Origin of the sequence: Enterobacter sp. RHBSTW-00318, assembly GCF_014101375.1 — a bacterium.
GTDB classification, from domain to species: domain Bacteria; phylum Pseudomonadota; class Gammaproteobacteria; order Enterobacterales; family Enterobacteriaceae; genus Enterobacter; species Enterobacter ludwigii.
Genome location: NZ_JABXQH010000001.1, coordinates 3,909,413 through 3,926,607 on the forward strand (window position 1 = coordinate 3,909,413; position 17,195 = coordinate 3,926,607).

The window sequence follows — 17,195 nt, forward strand, 5'->3', positions numbered from 1 at the left end:
ATCAAGCCGTACCAAAACTGCCAAATACTAACCCTCATTCTGGTTACCCTACCGGTGCTGTACAGAATGAACTGGCGAGAGCCTGGATTCAGGAGTGCAACAATGAGTACATTAAGCCACGCGGCGAGCAGCGCTGAGAAGCGCACAAATGCGCGCTACTGGATAGTGGTGATGCTGTTTATCGTCACATCCTTTAACTATGGTGACCGTGCCACGCTGTCGATTGCCGGTTCTGAAATGGCAAAAGACATCGGTCTTGATCCGGTTGGCATGGGCTACGTTTTCTCCGCATTTTCATGGGCCTACGTTATCGGCCAAATTCCTGGCGGCTGGCTGCTTGATCGTTTTGGCTCCAAACGCGTCTATTTCTGGTCCATCTTCATCTGGTCGGCATTTACCCTGTTGCAGGGCTTCGTCGATGTGTTCAACGGATTTGGCATCATCGTTGCGCTCTTCACCCTGCGCTTCCTGGTGGGCTTAGCCGAAGCACCTTCCTTCCCCGGTAACAGCCGTATTGTGGCGGCGTGGTTCCCGGCGCAGGAGAGGGGAACGGCGGTGGCAATTTTTAACTCTGCGCAATACTTTGCGACAGTGATCTTTGCACCCATTATGGGCTGGCTGACGCATGAAGTGGGCTGGTCACATGTCTTCTTCTTTATGGGTGGGCTTGGGATCATCATTAGCTTCGTCTGGCTGAAAGTGATCCATGAACCGAACCAGCATCCCGGCGTGAATAAAAAAGAGCTGGAGTACATTGCTGAAGGCGGGGCGCTGATCAACATGGATCAGAAATCGGCAAAAGCAAAAGTGCCGTTCAGCCAGAAATGGGCGCAGATCAAACAGCTCGTCGGCTCGCGCATGATGATCGGCATCTATCTGGGCCAGTATTGCATTAACGCCTTAACTTACTTCTTCATCACCTGGTTCCCGGTTTACCTGGTGCAGGCGCGCGGGATGTCGATCCTGAAAGCGGGCTTTGTGGCGTCAGTCCCGGCTATCTGCGGTTTTGTAGGGGGGGTGCTGGGGGGTGTGATTTCCGACTGGCTGATGCGTCGTACAGGCTCTTTGAATATCGCGCGTAAAACGCCGATTGTGCTCGGCATGCTGCTCTCCATGACCATGGTGTTCTGTAACTACGTCAGCGCTGAGTGGATGATTATTGGCTTTATGGCGATGGCCTTCTTCGGTAAAGGGATTGGTGCCCTCGGCTGGGCGGTCATGGCGGATACCGCACCGAAAGAGATCAGCGGCCTGAGCGGTGGACTGTTCAATATGTTTGGCAACATCTCCGGGATTGTGACCCCCATTGCCATCGGCTACATCGTGGGAACCACCGGCTCCTTCAACGGCGCGCTGATTTACGTTGGCGTACACGCGCTGGTGGCGGTCCTGAGCTACCTGGTTCTGGTGGGTGATATCAAGCGCGTGGAACTTAAACCTGTAGTGGAGCGCGGCTGATGACGACTCAATCAAGCCCGGTGATTACCGACATGAAGGTCATACCGGTAGCCGGACAGGACAGTATGCTGCTCAACATCGGCGGCGCACATAACGCCTGGTTTACCCGTAATATCGTGGTGCTGACGGATTCCGCGGGCCACACCGGCGTTGGGGAAGCGCCGGGTGGCGAGGTTATCCACCAGACGCTGGTAGACGCCATTCCGCTGGTCGTCGGGAAGGAGGTAGCTCGCCTCAATAACGTGGTGCAGCGGGTGCACAAGGGCAACCAGTCGGCAGACTTTGACACGTTCGGCAAAGGCGCCTGGACGTTCGAACTGCGCGTCAACGCTGTCGCCGCGCTGGAGGCTGCGCTGCTTGATTTACTGGGTAAGGCGCTGAAGGTCCCGGTCTGCGAACTGCTGGGGCCAGGAAAACAGCGCGACGCGGTGACGGTGCTCGGTTATCTGTTTTATGTTGGCGATCGCAACAAAACCGACCTGCCTTATCTGGCGCATTCCCCTGGCGACCACGAGTGGTATCACCTGCGTCACCAGGAGGCGCTTTCCGGTGAGGCGGTGGTTCGGCTGGCGGAAGCCGCGCAGGATCGCTACGGATTTAAAGATTTCAAGCTGAAAGGCGGCGTATTGCCCGGCGAGCAGGAGATTGAAACTGCCCGCGCGCTCAAAAAACGCTTCCCGGATGCGCGCATCACGGTGGATCCGAACGGTGCATGGCTGCTGGATGAGGCCATTGCCTTATGCAAAGGGCTGGATGACGTGTTGACCTACGCGGAGGACCCGTGCGGGGCTGAGCAGGGCTTCTCTGGCCGTGAAGTAATGGCGGAATTCCGGCGTGCCACCGGTCTGCCGGTGGCCACCAATATGATCGCCACCAACTGGCGTGAAATGGGCCACGCGGTGATGCTGAACGCGGTCGATATTCCACTGGCGGACCCGCATTTCTGGACACTCTCAGGTGCCGTTCGCGTCGCACAGCTCTGCGACGACTGGGGACTGACCTGGGGTTGTCACTCCAACAACCATTTCGACATTTCGCTGGCGATGTTTACGCACGTTGGCGCGGCGGCTCCGGGCAACCCGACCGCCATTGATACCCACTGGATTTGGCAGGAGGGAGAAGCCCGCCTGACGAAAGAACCGCTGGTAATCAAAAATGGCAAGATTGCCGTACCAGATGCACCGGGGCTGGGCGTTGAGCTTGACTGGGATCAGGTTCATCACGCGCATGAGGCGTATAAAAAACTGCCAGGCGGCGCGCGTAACGACGCGGGGCCGATGCAGTACCTGATCCCCGGCTGGACATTTGATCGTAAGCGCCCTGTTTTTGGACGTCACTGATAAAAGGATTGAACGATGAGTACTTTTACTACCCCTGTAGTCACTGCCATGCAGATCATTCCGGTCGCCGGCCATGACAGCATGTTGATGAACCTGAGCGGAGCGCATGCGCCGTTTTTCACCCGCAATATTGTCATTATCAACGATAACTCCGGGCATACCGGCGTGGGTGAAATCCCCGGTGGTGAGAAGATCCGCAAAACGCTGGAAGAGGCCGCTCCGCTGGTGGTGGGAAAAACGCTGGGCGAATATAAAAATATCCTCAATACCGTGCGGAGCACCTTCGCTGACCGTGATGCCGGCGGTCGTGGTCTGCAAACCTTCGACCTGCGAACCACCATTCACGTGGTCACCGGTATCGAAGCCGCGATGCTGGATCTGCTGGGCCAACACCTGGGCGTTAACGTTGCGTCGCTGCTGGGCGAAGGCCAGCAGCGCAGTGAAGTGGAAATGCTGGGCTATCTGTTCTTCGTTGGCGACCGCACGCTGACGCCGCTGCCGTACCAGAACCAGGCGGATGAACAATGTGACTGGTACCGACTCCGCCACGAAGACGCGATGACCCCGGATGCGGTGGTGCGCCTGGCGGAAGCCGCGTACGAAAAATATGGCTTCAACGATTTCAAACTTAAGGGCGGCGTGCTTGCGGGTGAACAGGAGGCGGAAGCCATTACCGCACTGGCAAAACGTTTCCCGCAGGCGCGCGTCACGCTCGACCCGAACGGTGCCTGGTCTCTGGATGAAGCTATCCGCATTGGTAAACAACTGAAAGGCGTGCTGGCGTACGCGGAAGATCCGTGCGGGGCTGAGCAGGGCTTCTCGGGCCGTGAAGTGATGGCGGAATTCCGTCGCGCCACCGGTTTACCCACCGCGACCAATATGATTGCCACTGACTGGCGTCAGATGGGGCACACCCTGTCGTTACAGTCTGTCGATATTCCGCTGGCAGACCCCCACTTCTGGACGATGCAGGGGTCGGTGCGTGTGCCACAGATGTGTCATGAATTTGGCCTGACCTGGGGCTCGCACTCCAATAACCACTTTGATGTCTCGCTGGCGATGTTCACCCACGTGGCCGCTGCTGCACCGGGCACGATCACCGCTATCGATACTCACTGGATCTGGCAGGAAGGTAATCAGCGTCTGACCAGAGAGCCGTTTGAGATCAAAGAAGGCATGGTGCAGGTGCCAACCACGCCGGGTCTGGGCATTGAGCTGGATATGGATCAGGTGATGAAAGCCCACGAGCTGTATCAAAAACATGGTCTTGGGGCACGCGATGATGCGATGGCCATGCAATATTTGATACCTGACTGGAAATTCGACAATAAACGCCCGTGCATGGTACGATAAACGCATTGGGACCGTTCCCATGAGCGGTCGTTTACGTGGTGTATGCTTAACGTAATGACTATGCGTAAGGATGGCTTATGAAGATTGTTATCGCACCGGATTCGTATAAGGAAAGCCTGAGTGCCCTTGAGGTAGCCACCGCGATTGAGCAGGGTTTTCGCGAGATTTTCCCCGCGGCTGACTTTGTGAAATTGCCGGTCGCCGATGGTGGAGAAGGTACCGTAGAAGCTATGGTGGCGGCGACGCAGGGGCGCATTGTCCATGCCTCTGTCTCAGGCCCGCTGGGTGAGCCTGTGGACGGGTTCTATGGCATCTCCGGTGACGAACAGAGCGCGTTTATTGAAATGGCGGCGGCAAGCGGTCTGGAGCTCGTCGCGCCTTCGCAACGCAATCCCCTTCTTACCACCTCCTGGGGGACCGGCGAGCTTATCCGGCACGCGCTGGATGCGGGCGTTAAGCATATTATTATTGGTATTGGCGGCAGTGCCACCAATGACGGCGGTGCCGGCATGGTGCAGGCACTGGGGGTAAAGCTGCTGGATACCAACGAGCAGCCCCTTGGACAGGGGGGCGGCGAGCTGGCAAAACTGGCCCGTATAGACCTGAGCGGGCTGGATAAACGTCTGGCGGAGTGCCGGATTGACGTCGCCTGTGACGTCACTAATCCGCTCACCGGAGACGAAGGGGCATCCGCGGTCTTTGGCCCGCAAAAAGGCGCCACGCCGGAGATGATTGTGACCCTGGATAACGCCCTGGCGCATTACGCGCAGGTCATTGCCCGGGATCTGGATATCGACGTCATCAACCTTGCCGGCGGCGGTGCGGCGGGTGGGATGGGGGCGGCACTCTACGCTTTCTGCGGTGCGCAGCTTCGTCAGGGGATTGAGATTGTCACCGATGCGCTGCATCTGGCAGAGCAGGTGGCTAACGCCGATCTGGTGATTACGGGAGAAGGGCGCATCGACAGTCAGACGATCCACGGCAAAGTGCCGGTGGGCGTCGCGAAGGTGGCTAAACGCTTTAATAAACCGGTCATCGGTATTGCGGGTAGCCTGACGGCGGATGTCGGGGTGGTACATAATCACGGCATCGACGCGGTATTCAGCGTGATTTATACCATCTGTTCGCTGGAGGACGCGCTGGAAAATGCCAGCGACAATGTGCGGATGGCCGCACGCAATATCGCTGCAGTGCTGAAAGTGGGGCAGGCGTTCAGGCTCTGAACGGCGGGCAATCCTGTTTGCCCTCTCCCGGCGGGAGAGGGCAACGCTAGTTACCTAACACCTTCATGGCTTCCCGCGTCACATTATCCATCTCGTCCAGCAGCTCCAGAAATTCCGGTTCAAGCTCTGTTTCCGGCGTGCCCGCGCGAAGCTGTTGCTCCAGCAACTGGCAGAGATTCTTCAGCCGCGGCACACCGCTGTAGCCGCAGCTACCGTGCAGCTTATGAATGGCTTCCAGCAGATCTTCCGGGTTTTCACCCACCAGCTGCTCTTCGACCTTATTACGAATTTCCGGCAGAAACGCGACCAGCATTTGCAGCATGTCGCGGGCCAAATCAGGCTTACCCGCCGCCTGGCGCAGCGCAAGCTGCCAGTCAAAGGTGGCGTTTTGATTGACGCTGATTTCCACCGGTTCGGACGATACCGTGTACGTTCCGCCGATATGCCCCGGCTTATAGCGTAACAGCAGGCTATGCAGCTTCTCTTCGTCGATAGGTTTGGCCAGATAATCATTCATTCCGGCACTCAGCAGCTTCTCTTTCTGACCGGCCATCGCGTGGGCGGTGACCGCAATCACTGGCGTTTGCTGCTGATGCGGGAGCTGACGGATCAGCTCGCAGGCACGAATGCCATCCATGCCGGGCATCTGAATATCCATCAGAATTAAATCGAACTGCATCTGTTTCGCATGCTCAACCGCCTGCGCACCGCTGGCACACAGCTCTACGTGCTGAACCTGATCTTCAAGCAACACGCCAATCAGCTTCAGGTTGGCCGGATTATCATCCACCGCCATTACGCTCATCGGCAATTTTTGCTCATCGTCAATCAGCGGCAGAGCGTGCTGGCTCAGACGACAGTATTCCGTCAGTGCTGGCAGCAGGCGGGTCGCGGTAAGTGGCTTAAGCAGGCAGGCGGCGGCCCCGTCATTTTTTAACTCTTCTGCATTGATCTGGGCATGACACGGCAGGGCCAGCAGCAGGTAGTCGGTCATCGATGCGGCTTTCGCCAGCCGTTCCTGTTGCATGGTGAGCTCGCCGGTAAAGGTGACCGGGACCCCCAACAGCAGGATGTCGTAATGCTCCACGGCAAGCGCTGAGAAGGTAGGGCTGTAGATCACCTCCAGCGGCGTGGTGCTTAAGATATCAAGCGTACACTGCGCCGCTGCGGCGTTCGGCTCAACGTAGGCAAGGCGCATTCCTTTCAGGCAATTGGTTACCGGACCGTCGGTGAGCACGTTCGGGTTAAGGTCCAGATTGATATGGAACCAGAACGTGGAGCCCCGGTTTGGCTGGCTGTGGAAAGAGATATCTCCCCCCATCTCCTTAACCAGTTTCTGTGTGATAACCAGACCCAGCCCCGTGCCGCCATGACGTCTGGAAATACTTGCATCGGCCTGACGAAACGCCTGGAACAGACGGGACTGATCCCGCTCCGGAATACCGATGCCGGTATCGCGGATCTGAACTTCAATCTGAACCTTGTTATTACTGATGGAGCGCTTTTCCACCAGAATATCAATGTTGCCGCTTTCGGTGAATTTGATGGCGTTACCGACAAGGTTTGTAATCACCTGCTGCAGGCGCAGCGGGTCGCCAATGACGTTATCCGGCACGTCATTTTTAATGTTGAGCGTCAGCTCCAGGCCTTTATCGTGCGACGAGTGTGCGAGCAGCGTCACCACTTCATCGAGCGTGCTGCGCAGCGGGAACGGGATGCTCTCCAGGATCAGCTTGCCGGCTTCCAGCTTGGAGAAGTCCAGCACGTCGTTAATGATCGCCAGCAGGTTGTTGGCCGAGCGTTCAATGGTATGCAGATGATCGCGCTGGGTTGGGTTCAGCTCGCTTTTTAGCGTCAGACGGGTAAAGCCAATCACGCCATTGAGCGGCGTACGCAGCTCGTGGGACATATTCGCGAGGAACTCGGATTTGATACGTGCGGCTTCTTGCGCGCGTTTTTTCGCCAGATCCAGCTCAACGTTCTGAATCTCCATCTGCTCCAGGGTTTCGCGCAGGTCAGAGGTCGCCTGGTCGACGTTGTGCTGCATCTCTTCGTGATACGCTGCCAGCGACATCGCCATCGAGTTAATGCCGTTTTTGAGCATATCGAGCTCGCCCAGCATAAACCCTTCCACCCGGCTGTCGAGCTGGCCCCGGCGAATGCGGTCGACGGTGTTAACCATGTTGCGAATGGGCCCCGTCACGTCACGCATCAGGCGCCAGCCGAAGATAAGTGCTATCCCGATACAGAACAGCATCATAACGCCGGAGATGAAAATTTCTTTGTACTGCTGCAGACGCACCGACTTGAGATCCAGCTCCAGCGCCACATATCCGAGCATATTGTCGCTGGATTTGGCGTCAGACTGGGCGGATTCATCGGGTGAATAGCTTTCCGAAATAATCGGGGTGCGCAGGATCATGATATCGCCGCGGCGCAGCACGGTGAGGTGGCGCGGGAAGGGCGTACCGTCAGGAATTTTCAGGGCCGCTGGATCCAGATGAAAATTCGAGGTGACAAAGAGGCGGTTATGCTCGTCGTAAACGGAGATGGCACGCACGATATCCGAATGACGGCGGTGCAGCACGCTGATTAACTGACCTATCGATTCGCGGTTTTGCAGGTTCATCCCATACTCACTGGAGACGGCCAGCGGTTCGATAATGCTGGCACCGGCATCTTCCAGTTGCCGCTGCAAATCGTTATAGCGGTGCACCACAAAAAAGATACTCAGCAGCAAACCGATGAGAACGGTGGGGGCGAGGATCAAAATCATCATGCGCGCGCGCAGGCTGTAGTTGGTCATGGCGTTCCGTTATGGGACAATTAGGATAATTATGTTTATGTGAGAAAAATCTCGGCGATGGCGCAATTCTACTCTGCAAAGCGACGCGTGACGACGCGTCAGATCATAACTGTTGAAGCCACTGACCTCGATCCCTTTGGCCAGGGGGTTGCGCGTCATAATGGTAAGACACTGTTTATAACAGGTTTACTGCCAACAGAACGAGCAGAAATTACGCTGACGGAAGATAAACGCCAGTTTGCACGCGGGCAGGTTAAGCAGCGTCATAACGATAGCCCGGACCGCGTGAAGCCTCGCTGCCCGCATTTTGGCGTCTGCGGTGGCTGCCAGCAACAGCATGTCAGCACAGAATTACAGCAAAAAAGTAAAAGCAGCGCCCTGGCCCGCCTGCTTAAGCACGACGTCAACGAGATCATCGCCGACCAGCCCTGGGGCTATCGTCGTCGCGCGCGTTTGAGCCTGAGCTATCAGCCAAAAACTGAGCGGCTGGAGATGGGGTTTCGCAAAGCCAGCTCCAGCGATATCGTCGATATCAGGCAGTGCCCCATTTTGGTGCCCCGTCTTGAGGCATTGCTTCCTGACGTGCATGCCTGCCTCTGCGGACTGGACGGCGTTCGCCACCTCGGGCACGTCGAACTGGTCATGGCCAACAATGGCCCGCTGATGGTGCTGCGCCACACCGCGCCGCTGTCGAAAAAAGATCGCGAAAAACTGGAACGCTTTTCGCATTCCCACGAGCTGGCGCTTTTCCTTGCCCCCCAAAGCGAGATACTTGAGCAACTGACAGGTGAAGCGCCCTGGTATGCGTCAAACGGGCTACGCTTAACGTTCAGTCCGCGAGATTTCATTCAGGTAAATGATGGCGTCAATCAGCAAATGATTGAGAAAGCGCTGATGTGGCTCGATGTGCAGAAGAGCGATCGGGTACTTGACCTGTTTTGCGGAATGGGCAATTTCACGCTGCCTTTGGCCCGGCAGGCGGCAAGCGTTGTGGGTGTCGAAGGCGTTGAGGCGCTGGTGGCTAAAGGGCAGGAGAACGCACGACAGAACGGCTTGCAAAATGTGACATTCTTTCACCAAAATCTTGAGGAAGATGTGACACAGCAGCCGTGGGCGACGCAGGGGTTTGACAAAATTCTTCTCGACCCGGCGCGCGCAGGTGCACCGGGTGTAATGCAACATATAATTAAACTCGCGCCCAGGCGCGTGGTCTATGTTTCCTGTAACCCGGCAACGCTTGCCCGAGACAGTGAGGCATTAATCCGTGCGGGTTACCAGATTCAGCGTCTGGCAATGCTGGACATGTTCCCGCACACTGGGCATCTGGAATCGATGGTGTTGTTTGAGCACATCTAATTAGTTTGGCTTGTCGACTTCGACAGGCCCTGGTCCCTAAAGGAGAGGACAATGGTTGCGGTAAGAAGTGCACATCTTAATAAAGCTGGGGAGTTTGACCCACAAAAATGGATAGCAAGTCTGGGGATTTCCAGCCAGCAGTCGTGTGAACGCTTAACCGAAACCTGGGCCTACTGTCAGCGCACCACTCTGGGGCATCCTGACGCCGAACTGTTATTGTGGCGCGGCGTGGAGATGGTTGAAATCTTATCCATGCTCAACATGGATATCGAAACGCTGCAGGCCGCGCTTTTGTTCCCTCTTGCCGATGCGGATGTCGTCACTGAAGACGTGCTGCGCGACAGCGTCGGGCAATCCGTCGTGGCGTTGATCCACGGCGTACGGGATATGGCGGCAATCCGCCAGCTCAAAGCCGCACATACCGATTCCGTCTCCTCTGAGCAAGTTGATAACGTTCGCCGGATGCTGCTGGCCATGGTGGACGATTTCCGCTGCGTGGTCATCAAGCTCGCTGAACGCGTTGCCCACCTGCGCGAAGTAAAAGATGCGCCGGAAGACGAGCGCGTACTGGCCGCGAAAGAGTGTACGAACATCTATGCACCGCTGGCGAACCGCTTAGGGATTGGTCAACTGAAATGGGAGCTGGAGGATTACTGCTTCCGTTACCTTCACCCGGCAGAATATAAGCGGATTGCAAAACTCCTGCACGAGCGCCGCATTGACCGCGAGCACTATATTGAGGAGTTCGTCAGCGGATTGCGCCAGTCGATGAAAGAAGAGAATGTGCGGGCCGAAGTCTATGGTCGACCCAAGCACATCTACAGCATCTGGCGCAAAATGCAGAAGAAACATCTCGCCTTTGATGAGCTGTTTGACGTGCGCGCCGTGCGCATCGTTGCGGAGCGTCTGCAGGATTGCTACGCCGCGTTAGGGATAGTACATACTCACTTCCGCCATCTTCCGGATGAATTCGATGACTATGTCGCGAACCCGAAACCTAACGGCTATCAGTCTATTCATACCGTGGTGCTGGGGCCTGGCGGCAAAACGGTCGAGATTCAAATTCGTACCAAACAGATGCACGAGGACGCTGAGCTTGGCGTCGCGGCGCACTGGAAATACAAAGAGGGGACGTCAGGTGGCGTGCGCTCTGGTCATGAAGACCGCATTGCCTGGCTGCGTAAGCTGATTGCGTGGCAGGAAGAGATGGCGGATTCCGGCGAAATGCTGGATGAAGTGCGAAGCCAGGTCTTTGACGACCGGGTCTACGTCTTTACGCCGAAAGGTGACGTGGTCGACCTGCCAGCAGGCTCCACGCCGCTGGACTTTGCCTATCACATCCACAGTGATGTGGGGCACCGCTGTATCGGGGCGAAAATCGGCGGGCGTATCGTACCGTTTACCTATCAGCTGCAGATGGGCGACCAGATTGAAATCATCACGCAGAAGCAGCCTAACCCGAGCCGTGACTGGCTTAACCCGAACCTGGGTTATGTCACCACCAGCCGCGGGCGCTCAAAAATTCACGCCTGGTTCCGTAAGCAGGATCGTGACAAGAACATTCTTGCCGGTCGCCAGATCCTCGACGACGAGCTGGAACATATCGGCATAAGCCTGAAAGAGGCCGAGAAATTCCTGCTGCCGCGCTACAACTTCAACGAGCTGGATGAACTGCTGGCAGCGATTGGCGGCGGTGATATCCGTCTTAATCAGATGGTGAACTTCCTGCAGGCGCAGTTCAACAAGCCAAGCGCGGCGGAGCAGGATGCGGCGGCGCTAAAGCAGCTGCAGCAGAAAACCTATGCGCCACAGCAGCGCAGCAAAGACAATGGCCGCGTTGTGGTGGAAGGGGTGGGTAATCTGATGCATCACATTGCCCGCTGCTGCCAGCCAATCCCGGGTGATGATATCGTTGGCTTTATCACTCAGGGACGCGGGATTTCCATTCACCGTTCAGACTGCGACCAGCTTGCCGAGCTGCAGTCGCATGCACCGGAACGTATTGTGGAAGCAGTCTGGGGCGAGAGCTACTCGGCGGGGTACTCGCTGGTGGTTCGCGTCACTGCAAACGACCGCAGCGGCCTGCTGCGCGATATTACGACCATTCTCGCGAACGAGAAGGTCAACGTGCTGGGCGTGGCCAGCCGCAGCGATACGCGCGAGCAGCTTGCCACCATCGATATGACCATCGAAATCTACAACCTGCAGGTGCTGGGCCGCGTGCTTGGCAAACTGAACCAGGTCCCGGATGTGATTGACGCACGTCGTCTGCACGGCGGGTAAGCCCACCTTTCTGTAAGCCGGGTAAGGCGTAGCCTTTACCCGGCCTTTATTTTTAATCAGGACAGAATTATGACCCAAATCGACCGCCTGCTTGGCATCATGAAACGCCTGCGCGATCCGGAAAACGGCTGCCCGTGGGACAAAGAGCAGACTTTCGCCACCATCGCCCCGTACACCCTCGAAGAGACCTATGAAGTGCTGGACGCCATTTCACGCGAGGATTTTGACGACCTGCGTGGTGAGCTGGGTGACCTGCTGTTCCAGGTGGTGTTCTATGCGCAAATGGCGCAGGAAGAGGGGCGTTTTAACTTCGACGACATCTGCGCAGCCATCAGCGACAAACTGGAACGCCGTCATCCGCATATCTTTAGCGATGCCACCGCAGGCGATAGCGCGGAAGTACTGGCGCGCTGGGAACAGATTAAAAGCGCCGAGCGCGCGGAGAAATCCCAGCACTCGGCACTGGATGACATTCCCCTGAACCTGCCTGCGCTGATGCGGGCGCATAAAATTCAGAAACGCTGCTCCGCGGTTGGCTTTGACTGGACGTCTCTTGGCCCGGTGCTGGAAAAAGTGCATGAAGAGATCGACGAAGTGATGCACGAAGCGCAACAGGCCGTGGTAGATGAAGCAAAGCTTGAAGAAGAGATGGGCGATTTGCTGTTCGCGACCGTCAACCTTTCTCGCCATCTGGGTGTAAAAGCCGAAACCGCCCTGCAAAAAGCCAACATTAAGTTCGAACGACGCTTTCGCGAAGTTGAGCGGATTGTGGCCTCGCGCGGCCTGGAAATGAGCGGAATTGACCTCGATGCGATGGAAGAAGTCTGGCAAGAAGTAAAACGCCAGGAAACTGATCTCTAACGAAATTTTGCGATCAAGCGCAATTTGTGTGATTTTTTAAATGACAAGCGCTTGATTTGCGTCAAAAACATTTACCCAAAAGGGGCTATTTTCTCACTCCTTATGTTTGTCATTGGCTGGACAGGAGACGGAGAATGAAAGTTTGTGGCGCTCGCCGTGTTCGGGTATACTACTTTCCCGTCCTGGTTATTCCATCGTTTCACCCTAACTTCTCAGGTTCAGCATGACAACGAACTATATTTTTGTGACCGGCGGGGTCGTATCCTCTCTGGGTAAAGGCATTGCCGCAGCCTCCCTCGCAGCCATTCTTGAAGCCCGTGGCCTCAATGTGACCATGATGAAACTGGATCCGTACATCAACGTCGATCCGGGTACCATGAGTCCAATCCAACACGGGGAAGTGTTCGTTACTGAAGACGGCGCTGAAACCGATCTGGATCTTGGCCACTACGAGCGTTTCATCCGCACTAAAATGACCCGTCGTAACAACTTCACGACAGGCCGCATCTACTCCGACGTTCTGCGTAAAGAGCGCCGTGGTGATTATCTTGGTGCTACCGTTCAGGTTATCCCACACATCACTAACGCTATCAAAGAACGCATTATTGCGGGCGGCGAAGGCCACGACGTGGTGCTGGTTGAAATCGGCGGTACCGTGGGTGATATCGAATCCCTGCCATTCCTGGAAGCGATTCGTCAGCTGGCGGTTGATATTGGCCGTGAAAACGCGCTGTTCATGCACCTGACGCTGGTGCCTTACATGGCAGCCGCAGGTGAAGTGAAAACCAAACCTACTCAGCACTCTGTTAAAGAGTTGCTCTCCATCGGTATTCAGCCAGACATCCTGGTTTGCCGTTCCGATCGCGCGGTTCCGGCGAACGAACGCGCGAAAATTGCATTGTTCTGTAACGTGCCGGAAAAAGCCGTTATTTCAATGAAAGATGTCGATTCCATTTATAAAATCCCGGGCCTGTTGAAATCACAGGGCCTGGACGATTATATTTGTAAACGATTCAGCTTGAACTGTCCGGAAGCTAACCTGTCTGAATGGGAACAGGTTATTTACGAAGAAGCGAATCCGGCTGGCGAAGTGACTATCGGCATGGTTGGCAAGTACATTGAACTGCCGGATGCCTATAAGTCAGTTATCGAAGCGCTGAAACACGGTGGTCTGAAGAACCGCGTCTCCGTTAACATCAAGCTGATTGATTCGCAGGATGTTGAAACGCGTGGCGTTGAAATTCTGAAAGATCTGGATGCGATCCTTATCCCTGGCGGCTTCGGCTACCGTGGTGTAGAAGGCAAGATCGCCACCGCACGCTATGCGCGTGAAAACAATATTCCATACCTCGGTATCTGCCTGGGTATGCAGGTTGCGCTGATCGAATTTGCGCGCAACGTAGCGGGAATGGAAAACGCGAACTCTACGGAATTTGTGCCAGACTGTAAGTACCCTGTCGTGGCGCTTATCACTGAATGGCGCGACGAAGAAGGTAACGTCGAAGTCCGTACCGAGAAGAGCGACCTGGGTGGCACGATGCGTCTTGGCGCACAGGCCTGCCAGCTGTCCGACGATAGCGTCGTTCGCAAGCTGTATGGCGAGCCGGTTATCACCGAACGTCATCGTCACCGCTATGAAGTCAACAACATGTTGTTGAAACAAATTGAAGCTGCGGGTCTGCGTGTTGCGGGCCGCTCCGGGGATGATCAGTTAGTCGAGATCATCGAAGTGCCAAACCATCCGTGGTTTGTCGCCTGCCAGTTCCACCCGGAATTTACTTCAACGCCACGTGACGGGCATCCGCTGTTTGCAGGCTTTGTGAAAGCCGCCAGCGATTACCAGAAGCGTCAGGCGAAGTAAAAAAAGTTAGAACGGCAACGCGTACCCCTGGTACGCGTTGTTTGTCTGGAGTTTTAGTTTAACTTGTACTGAGGAAAATCTAATGTCCAAAATCGTTAAAGTCATCGGTCGTGAAATCATCGACTCCCGTGGTAACCCGACCGTTGAAGCCGAAGTTCACCTGGAAGGTGGTTTCGTCGGTATGGCAGCTGCTCCGTCAGGTGCTTCTACTGGTTCCCGCGAAGCGCTGGAACTGCGCGATGGCGACAAATCCCGTTTCATGGGCAAAGGCGTACTGAAAGCTGTTGGCGCCGTAAACGGCCCTATTGCTCAGGCAATCATTGGCAAAGACGCTAAAGACCAGGCTGGCATCGACAAGATCATGATCGATCTGGACGGTACTGAAAACAAATCTAACTTCGGTGCTAACGCAATCCTGGCCGTTTCCCTGGCGAACGCCAAAGCTGCAGCGGCTGCTAAAGGTATGCCACTGTTCGAACACATCGCTGAACTGAACGGCACTCCAGGCAAATACTCCATGCCTGTACCGATGATGAACATCATCAACGGTGGTGAGCACGCAGACAACAACGTTGATATTCAGGAATTTATGATTCAGCCAGTTGGCGCGAAATCCCTGAAAGAAGCAGTACGTATGGGTTCTGAAGTGTTCCACAACCTGGCTAAAGTTCTGAAAGCTAAAGGTATGAACACGGCTGTTGGTGACGAAGGTGGCTATGCGCCAAACCTGGGTTCTAACGCAGAAGCACTGGCTGTTATCGCTGAAGCGGTTAAAGCAGCAGGCTACGAGCTGGGCAAAGACATCACTCTGGCGATGGACTGTGCAGCGTCTGAATTCTACAAAGACGGTAAATACGTTCTGGCTGGCGAAGGCAACAAAGCGTTCACCTCTGAAGAGTTCACTCACTTCCTGGAAGACCTGACCAAACAGTACCCAATCGTTTCTATCGAAGACGGTCTGGACGAGTCTGACTGGGATGGCTTCGCATACCAGACTAAAGTACTGGGCGACAAAATCCAGCTGGTGGGTGACGACCTGTTCGTAACCAACACCAAGATCCTGAAAGAAGGCATCGAGAAAGGCATCGTTAACTCCATCCTGATCAAATTCAACCAGATCGGTTCTCTGACCGAAACGCTGGCTGCGATCAAAATGGCGAAAGACGCTGGCTACACCGCTGTTATCTCTCACCGTTCTGGCGAAACTGAAGACGCTACCATCGCTGACCTGGCTGTTGGTACCGCGGCTGGCCAGATCAAGACCGGTTCTATGAGCCGTTCTGACCGTGTTGCTAAATACAACCAGCTGATTCGTATCGAAGAAGCTCTGGGCGAAAAAGCACCATACAACGGTCGTAAAGAGATCAAAGGTCAGGCATAATCGCTAAGCCTTAAAAGGAAAATGCCAGTCGCAAGACTGGCATTTTTTTTGGCTATTTAAAATCGACCGCCATTTGTTCCGGAATGGTCAGCCCCTGAGTGGTTTGCACGCAGCGGGCAATATAGTCCGTAAAGCGGGGTGGCTTAGGCATGCCCATGCTAAGCAGCTTATCATTGCTGAAGCGCACGTTGAGTGTGGCAAAAGCACCGTATAAACGCATTGCTTTCAGCATCAGGCGCTCGTTGCACGGCCCAAAAATATCCTTCAGTTCGCGGCGCATTCTGACCAGCGTTTCGTAACTTACCTGAGCGTATCGATCTCCGACAGGGGCTTTCTCCAGCGCCTGCGCCATTGCCTTATCAATATCAGCAAAGCGAACGCTGTTCTCTTCCCCGGCAGAAATATGTACCACCTCCCCTGAACATGCATCACTGGTAAGCAGCATTAACAGCGCGTCGGCACAATAATCCACCGGAACGACATCGATTTTGTCTTCCATCGAACACATGAATTTTTGCAGCATTAACCCCATGCTAAAGACCCAGAAAATACTGCTTGAAGGTGTGCAGCCGTGACGGGTATGGCCGACGACGATAGACGGGCGGGCGATGAGCAGCGGCAGGTCAGGACAGTGCTGGCGCATCAGCTGTTCAATGGTGGATTTCGAATAGGTATATTCCACCAGATGCTCGGCGTTCTCTCTGAATTCTGCACTTTCGGCGACCAGCGAATCCTGCTCCGGCGTGCAGGACATCGCCGTGCCAACGTGCAGGAAGCGCTGTAGGGTCGACACCCGTTTCATGCGGCGCGCCAGCGCCAGGGTTCCCTCGACGTTCACCTTCCAGATAAGCGGATTGTTTCCAAATGACGCGACGGCCGCGCAGTTAACGACATGCGTCACCTGTTCAAGGCGCGGATCGTTCAGGAAGACTTCCGGCTGGCTGAGATCGCCAATGAGGATATTCTCCACGCTCAGCGAGGCCAGTGCATGCTCAGGCACGTTGAACTTACGCATATTCTCCTGCACTCGCGCCAGCCCACCTTGCGGGTCGCTGGCGCGCGCAAGCAGAAGTAAATTTACGGCGCTCTCGCCGGTCAGGATTTTTTCAAGTACTGCACCACCCAGAAATCCGGTCACGCCTGTAATCAGTAAGGTTTTCATTGATACCGTCTCATTATGATTGATGAGGCGGATTGTAGGCGGGCGAAAGTAAACGGCGTTTAAATAAAAAAATGGCCAGCCTTACCGTTTCTTAAGCTTATTTTAAGGTAA

11 protein-coding genes are annotated in these 17,195 nt (G+C 55.3%); 9 read left to right on the forward strand and 2 right to left on the reverse strand.

Going from position 1 to position 17,195, the window contains the following annotated elements:
• The first annotated feature begins 102 nt into the window (after positions 1–102).
• The 4 genes from HV157_RS19330 (at position 103) to HV157_RS19345 (ending at position 5,374) form a co-directional block, all read left to right on the forward strand.
• The gene (locus HV157_RS19330; RefSeq protein ID WP_020883799.1) at positions 103–1,458 is read left to right on the forward strand and encodes an MFS transporter; all 1,356 of its coding nucleotides are present in this window, start codon (positions 103–105) and stop codon (positions 1,456–1,458) included.
• Positions 1,458–2,798: an enolase C-terminal domain-like protein gene (locus HV157_RS19335; protein WP_025203355.1), complete on the forward strand. Its 1,341-nt coding sequence runs from the start codon at positions 1,458–1,460 to the stop codon at positions 2,796–2,798. Before HV157_RS19330 ends, HV157_RS19335 begins: the two co-directional genes overlap by 1 nt.
• A gap of 15 nt (positions 2,799–2,813) precedes the next feature.
• Complete coding sequence (gene gudD / locus HV157_RS19340; protein ID WP_182268839.1) at positions 2,814–4,151, forward strand: glucarate dehydratase; 1,338 nt, start codon at positions 2,814–2,816, stop codon at positions 4,149–4,151.
• 77 nt (positions 4,152–4,228) lie between these two features.
• Complete coding sequence (locus HV157_RS19345; RefSeq protein ID WP_182268840.1) at positions 4,229–5,374, forward strand: glycerate kinase; 1,146 nt, start codon at positions 4,229–4,231, stop codon at positions 5,372–5,374.
• Between the two features lie 46 nt (positions 5,375–5,420).
• Here the strand turns inward: HV157_RS19345 and barA are convergent, their stop codons facing one another.
• Positions 5,421–8,180 carry a two-component sensor histidine kinase BarA gene (gene barA / locus HV157_RS19350; RefSeq protein WP_050737233.1) on the reverse strand — a complete coding sequence of 920 codons (2,760 nt, stop codon included), beginning with the start codon at positions 8,178–8,180 and terminating at the stop codon, positions 5,421–5,423.
• Between the two features lie 57 nt (positions 8,181–8,237).
• Here barA and rlmD point away from each other — a divergent pair, with 57 nt between their 5' ends.
• The 5 genes from rlmD to eno all read left to right on the forward strand — a co-directional run bounded on the left by rlmD (position 8,238) and on the right by eno (position 15,922).
• Positions 8,238–9,536: a 23S rRNA (uracil(1939)-C(5))-methyltransferase RlmD gene (gene rlmD / locus HV157_RS19355; protein WP_182268841.1), complete on the forward strand. Its 1,299-nt coding sequence runs from the start codon at positions 8,238–8,240 to the stop codon at positions 9,534–9,536.
• A 51-nt stretch (positions 9,537–9,587) separates the two neighbouring features.
• The gene (relA, locus tag HV157_RS19360) at positions 9,588–11,819 is read left to right on the forward strand and encodes a GTP diphosphokinase (protein ID WP_014171414.1); all 2,232 of its coding nucleotides are present in this window, start codon (positions 9,588–9,590) and stop codon (positions 11,817–11,819) included.
• Positions 11,820–11,888: 69 nt separating this feature from the next.
• Positions 11,889–12,680, forward strand: a complete 792-nt coding sequence (gene mazG / locus HV157_RS19365; protein WP_032680388.1) for a nucleoside triphosphate pyrophosphohydrolase — start codon at positions 11,889–11,891, stop codon at positions 12,678–12,680.
• Between the two features lie 223 nt (positions 12,681–12,903).
• Entirely contained in the window at positions 12,904–14,541 is a 1,638-nt protein-coding gene (gene pyrG / locus HV157_RS19370; protein ID WP_014171412.1) for a CTP synthase (glutamine hydrolyzing), read from the forward strand.
• Between the two features lie 82 nt (positions 14,542–14,623).
• Positions 14,624–15,922 (forward strand): phosphopyruvate hydratase, encoded by a 1,299-nt coding sequence (eno, locus tag HV157_RS19375; RefSeq protein WP_014885045.1) that lies wholly within the window; start codon positions 14,624–14,626, stop codon positions 15,920–15,922.
• Positions 15,923–15,974: 52 nt separating this feature from the next.
• Here eno and HV157_RS19380 read toward each other — a convergent pair whose 3' ends face one another.
• Entirely contained in the window at positions 15,975–17,084 is a 1,110-nt protein-coding gene (locus tag HV157_RS19380) for an SDR family oxidoreductase (protein ID WP_182268842.1), read from the reverse strand.
• Positions 17,085–17,195: the final 111 nt, after the last annotated feature.

Coding starts and splice junctions, on each gene's coding strand:
- HV157_RS19330 (WP_020883799.1), top strand. CDS start 103: ATGAGTACATTAAGCCACGCGGCGAGCAGCGCTGAGAAGCGCACAAAT.
- HV157_RS19335 (WP_025203355.1), top strand. CDS start 1,458: ATGACGACTCAATCAAGCCCGGTGATTACCGACATGAAGGTCATACCG.
- gudD (WP_182268839.1), top strand. CDS start 2,814: ATGAGTACTTTTACTACCCCTGTAGTCACTGCCATGCAGATCATTCCG.
- HV157_RS19345 (WP_182268840.1), top strand. CDS start 4,229: ATGAAGATTGTTATCGCACCGGATTCGTATAAGGAAAGCCTGAGTGCC.
- barA (WP_050737233.1), bottom strand. CDS start 8,180: ATGACCAACTACAGCCTGCGCGCGCGCATGATGATTTTGATCCTCGCC.
- rlmD (WP_182268841.1), top strand. CDS start 8,238: ATGGCGCAATTCTACTCTGCAAAGCGACGCGTGACGACGCGTCAGATC.
- relA (WP_014171414.1), top strand. CDS start 9,588: ATGGTTGCGGTAAGAAGTGCACATCTTAATAAAGCTGGGGAGTTTGAC.
- mazG (WP_032680388.1), top strand. CDS start 11,889: ATGACCCAAATCGACCGCCTGCTTGGCATCATGAAACGCCTGCGCGAT.
- pyrG (WP_014171412.1), top strand. CDS start 12,904: ATGACAACGAACTATATTTTTGTGACCGGCGGGGTCGTATCCTCTCTG.
- eno (WP_014885045.1), top strand. CDS start 14,624: ATGTCCAAAATCGTTAAAGTCATCGGTCGTGAAATCATCGACTCCCGT.
- HV157_RS19380 (WP_182268842.1), bottom strand. CDS start 17,084: ATGAAAACCTTACTGATTACAGGCGTGACCGGATTTCTGGGTGGTGCA.